We start from the raw sequence: 4,743 nt of genomic DNA on the forward strand, positions 1-4,743 counted from the left end.
GCTCAATCTGTAAGTCAGTGCTTCCCTTGAGGCAGCACATAGCCCAGTGCCGGCCCAGTGCCAGCCCAGCAAGGTCCAGCAGATCCACAGCCCAGAGGGGTGAGTCCCATCACAGATCTCGACGTCCGCCGACAGGACCGCCAGCCCTACGACCTGGGCGACCGCTACCGCCCGGGGTCGGCCGCCGTCGTACTCACCGGCGTCCAAGCCATCGCGCGTGCACTGGTCGAACAGCACGAACGCGACAGCCGGGCAGGGCTACGGGTGGCGACCTTCGTATCCGGCTACCAGGGCAGCCCCCTCGCCGGCGTGGACCGGATGCTGGCCGGGATGCCCGACGTGCTCGACGCCCACGACATCACCTTCGTGCCGGGGCTCAACGAGGAGCTGGCGGCCACGTCCGTATGGGGCAGCCAAGCCGATCTGGCCGCGTTCTCCGAGGGAACTCCGCGCTACGACGGGGTCGTCGGCGTCTGGTACGGCAAGGGCCCGGGTCTGGACAGGGCGACCGACGCACTGAGGCACGCGAACATGTACGGCGTCAATCCCCATGGGGGAGTGCTGCTTCTGGTTGGCGACGATCCCGCCTCGAAGTCCTCCACCGTCCCCGCCGTCAGCGAGCGGTCCCTGGCAGCGCTCGGCATACCGGTGTTGTTCCCCCGCAACGCCCGTGAGGTCGTCACGATGGGCATGCACGGTATCGCGATGTCACGGGCCTCGGGATGCGTCGTCGCGCTCAAGATCGTGGCTGACGTCGCAGACGGCGCCTGGTCAGTCGACGGCAACGACGTCACCACCGACATCGTCGTTCCTCAAGTCACATGGGATGGAAAGCCATTCGTCTACCGCCAACGTCCGATGGCGGCCCCCTCCGACAGCTTGGAAGCAGAGGCCGACCTCTACGGTCCGCGGGCCGAGGTCGTTCGAGCCTACGGCGCCGCCAACGGGCTCGACGTCGTCGAATTCGACCCGGCCCACGCCACCATCGGGATCGCCGCCACGGGAACGACCTTCGACTCGGTGCGGCAAGCGTTGGAGGATCTGGGTGCCGACGACGCTGCGCTGAGCCGCGCGGGGGTTCGGCTGCTGCGCATCGGCATGCCGACGCCGCTCGGTCCCGATGCGGTGACCGCCTTCGCCGACGGGCTCGAGGAGATCCTCGTGGTCGAGGACAAGACCGCGTTCATCGAGACGCAGGTACGGGAGATCCTCTATGGCCAAGCGGGATCGCCCCGAATCCTCGGGAAGAAGGACGCCGCGGGCAGGCCGCTGATCCCCGCCGGTGGCGAACTCACCGCAGGACGTCTGCTCGCGCCACTGCGCCGCATGCTCAAGGACCGCATCGAACTCAAGAAGCCCGCACCGCCTGCCCTGTCGCTCGACGTCCTGCCCGCCAAGCGGGCCGCGTACTTCTGCAGTGGCTGCCCCCACAACCGCTCCACGGCGGTGCCCGAGGGTTCCCTGGCGGGTGGCGGCATCGGCTGCCACACCATGGTGACGATGTCGGGCCGTCAGGACAGTGCCGTCACCGGTCTCACCCAGATGGGCGGGGAGGGCAGCCAGTGGATTGGCCAGGCCCCGTTCACCGACGTCCCGCATCTCTTCCAGAACGTCGGCGACGGCACCTTCTTCCACTCCGGTCAACTCGCGGTTCAGGCCTGCGTGGCGGCCGGGGTGAACATCACCTACAAACTGTTGTACAACGAGGTCGTGGCGATGACCGGCGCCCAGGACGCAGAGGGCGCCCTGACCGTTGCGAAGTTGACCCACAAGCTGAAAGCCGAAGGCGTCCAACGCATCATCATCTGTGCCGACGAACCGCAGCGGCACCGCAAGCGCACCCTTGCGAAGGGTGCCGTGGTCTGGCACCGCGACCGCCTCGACGAGGCCCAGAAGCTGCTTCGCGACGTTCCCGGTGTCACGGTCCTCATCTACGACCAGCACTGCGCGGCCGATGCCAGGCGGCAACGCAAGCGCGGCACCCTGCCAACGCGCACCACCCGCGTCGTGATCAACGAGGCGGTATGCGAAGGCTGCGGTGACTGCGGGGTCAAGTCCAACTGCCTGTCCGTACAGCCGGTCGACACCGAGCTCGGTCGCAAGACGCGTATCGATCAGACGTCCTGCAACACCGATTACAGCTGCCTCGACGGTGACTGCCCGTCGTTCGTCACCGTCGAGGTGCAGCCTGGCGCCAAGCCTCGCTCCCGGCAGGCTCCGGAACCGCCGGTGTTGCCCGAAATCGACGACGCGCCGGTCACGTCCACGCACAACGTCTTCTTCGCCGGCATCGGCGGCACCGGTATCGTGACGGTGAACCAAGTGCTCGCGACCGCCGCCCTGCGGGCGGGCTACGACGTGGAGAGCCTCGATCAAACCGGGCTCAGTCAGAAGGCCGGTCCCGTCGTATCACACTTGAGATTCGCAGCGAGCAAGCTGGATCCGTCCAACCGCCTGACTCCCGGAAGCGCCGACTGCATCGTGGCCTTCGACCTCTTGGTCGCCACCGACGCCAAGAACCTCGCCTACGGCGACCCTCTCAGGACCGTCTCCGTCGCGTCGACCAGCAAGACGCCGACGGGCGACATGGTGTACGACAAGTCGGTCGCCTATCCCGAGACGCCCTACCTGCTCAACCGACTGACTCAGGTCTCCCGCGACGTGCGTTCCTTCGATGCCCTGGCCGCTGCTCACCAGCTGTTCGGGCGGACGGACGCCGCCAACTTCCTTCTGGTCGGCGCCGCGTATCAGACTGGGGCCCTGAGACTTCCGGCGTCGTCCCTGGAAGAGGCCATCGAGATCAACGGGGTCGCCGTCAAGGCGAACATCGCCGCGTTCCGGTGGGGCCGGCTCGCCATCGCCGACCCAGCCCGCTTCGACGACGCCGTCGCGCCCACCGCCGGCCGGCAGGCGCCGCAGGCACCCGAACGCGTCCTGGCGGGCACCACCTTCACCGGCAGCGTCGGCGATCTCGTCTCGCGGCGAGCGGCGGATCTGGTCGAGTTCCAGGGTGAAAAGGTGGCGCGTCGTTACGTGTCACTGCTGCAGACGATTTGGACGTCGGAACGGCGGTTGGGCGATCGCACGGCATTCAGCGAAGCCGTGGCGAAGGGGCTCTACAAGTTCACCGCGTACAAGGACGAGTACGAGGTGGCGCGGCTGCTGACCGATCCGCAGTTCCTCGAGTCGGTGCGTTCGGAAGTGCCGGGCGGTGCGAACCTCACCTACAAGCTGCACCCCCCGATGCTGCGGGCGATGGGGCGCACGAAGAAGATCGGCCTCGGTCCGCGCAGCCACGTCGCCCTGCGAATCCTGGCGAAGGGAAAGCTTCTGCGTGGCACCGCGTTCGATCCGTTCGGTTATGCCCATGTCCGGAAGGTCGAGCGGGAGTTGCTGGCGGAGTACGTCCGCATCGTGACCCGGTTGGCCGCCGAGCTCGACTCGACCAACTACGACACGGCGGTCGAGGTCGCTGCGCTGCCCGACATGGTGCGGGGCTACGAGGGCGTCAAACTCGCCACCGTCGAGGCCTACCGCACGCGGTTGACCGAACTCGGGGTGGCGGCACCGAGCGACAGTTAATAGCTGTCGGCAAATCCGGGCAAGGGTTGTGATCATGCCCCGGTGACGTCTACGCTTCCGCGTGGGTTTTCCCGAGGGCTTGATCGCCACGTCTTTGAACTGGGGGTATGCGTGTCTTCGCGAGTTCGGTTCGTCATCACCGTCAGTGCTGGGGTGGCCTAGCATGATCCAGCTTCGCAGGGTCAAGCAAACCAGACCGGTCGAACGCCCACCGGTGTACGTGCCGGGGCTTGGCGGTTACGACGGGGCTGCGCCAGGCGGTTCGCCTGCACTGCGACCGCACAAGCGCAAGTGGATCTTCGTCGGTGTCGTCGGCTGCTTCGCGCTCTTGTTGATCGCGCTCGGCAGCATGGGTGGCGGCGCCTCGAAGTCGGGGTCGACGTCCGTGGCGGCCACGGTGACGAAGACGGTGACGAGTACGGTCCTGGCGCCGGCGGAGACGGTGCTGGCGCAGGCGCCGATCTCCACTGTCACCATCACCGAGGCCGCGCCAGCCCCACCTCCTGCCGCCTTCGTCGCACCTCCCGTCGTGGAGGCACCGCAGGCGCCGGCGCCCCCCTACGTCGAGGCGCCGCCCACTGTCGAGGCGCCTGCGTCGGCGAACTACCAGAATTGCTCTGCGGCGCGCGCCGCAGGCGCCGCGCCTATCTACGCGGGCGAGCCGGGCTATTCGTCCAAGCTCGACGGCGACGGCGACGGCGTCGCCTGCGAGTAGCTTCGCCCTTCACCGAACGCCGATACCGGAGTTCCGTCGGCCGCAACTTCCAGGCGCAGCGCCGTCCCAAATGGCGGCATCGCCACCCCCGACGGGTCGATTCCTGCCAACCGCCGCTCAATCACTGCCAGCGGAAATCAAAGCCCTGACCTGCCGGTTATAGGCATCAGACCGGCCGGGAAGGCCTCCCCACCGGAGCCAGAACAGAGTCACTCAGGAAAGAAGAACGATCATGAAGAACTTCGGATTCGCCACCATCACCACCGCCGTCGCCGCCGGCCTGACCGCCGCCGTCCTTGGCTTCGCCGCCCCCGCCAATGCGGACCTGACCCACCAGCAGTGGATCAACGACATCCAGCAGCAGGCCACCACCGGCCAGGTCACCTCGACCGTCGGCAACGGCCGCTGAGACACCAGACACAGCAGGGGCACCCGGAAACGGGTGC

3 protein-coding genes are annotated in these 4,743 nt (G+C 67.4%); all 3 read left to right on the top strand.

Translation table 11 applies throughout. The annotated features are described in order from the left end of the window. The first annotated feature begins 108 nt into the window (after positions 1-108). Positions 109-3,582, top strand: coding sequence for an indolepyruvate ferredoxin oxidoreductase family protein (locus ABW137_RS02390; RefSeq protein WP_526396512.1), 3,474 nt, complete (start codon positions 109-111; stop codon positions 3,580-3,582). 163 nt (positions 3,583-3,745) lie between these two features. Next, positions 3,746-4,297 (top strand): excalibur calcium-binding domain-containing protein, encoded by a 552-nt coding sequence (locus tag ABW137_RS02395; RefSeq protein WP_526396509.1) that lies wholly within the window; start codon positions 3,746-3,748, stop codon positions 4,295-4,297. Between the two features lie 232 nt (positions 4,298-4,529). Continuing rightward, complete coding sequence (locus ABW137_RS02400; RefSeq protein WP_526396510.1) at positions 4,530-4,706, top strand: hypothetical protein; 177 nt, start codon at positions 4,530-4,532, stop codon at positions 4,704-4,706. Positions 4,707-4,743 lie beyond the last annotated feature (37 nt).

The organism is Mycobacterium sp. (assembly GCF_040509115.1).
Taxonomy (GTDB): Bacteria; Actinomycetota; Actinomycetes; order Mycobacteriales; family Mycobacteriaceae; genus Mycobacterium.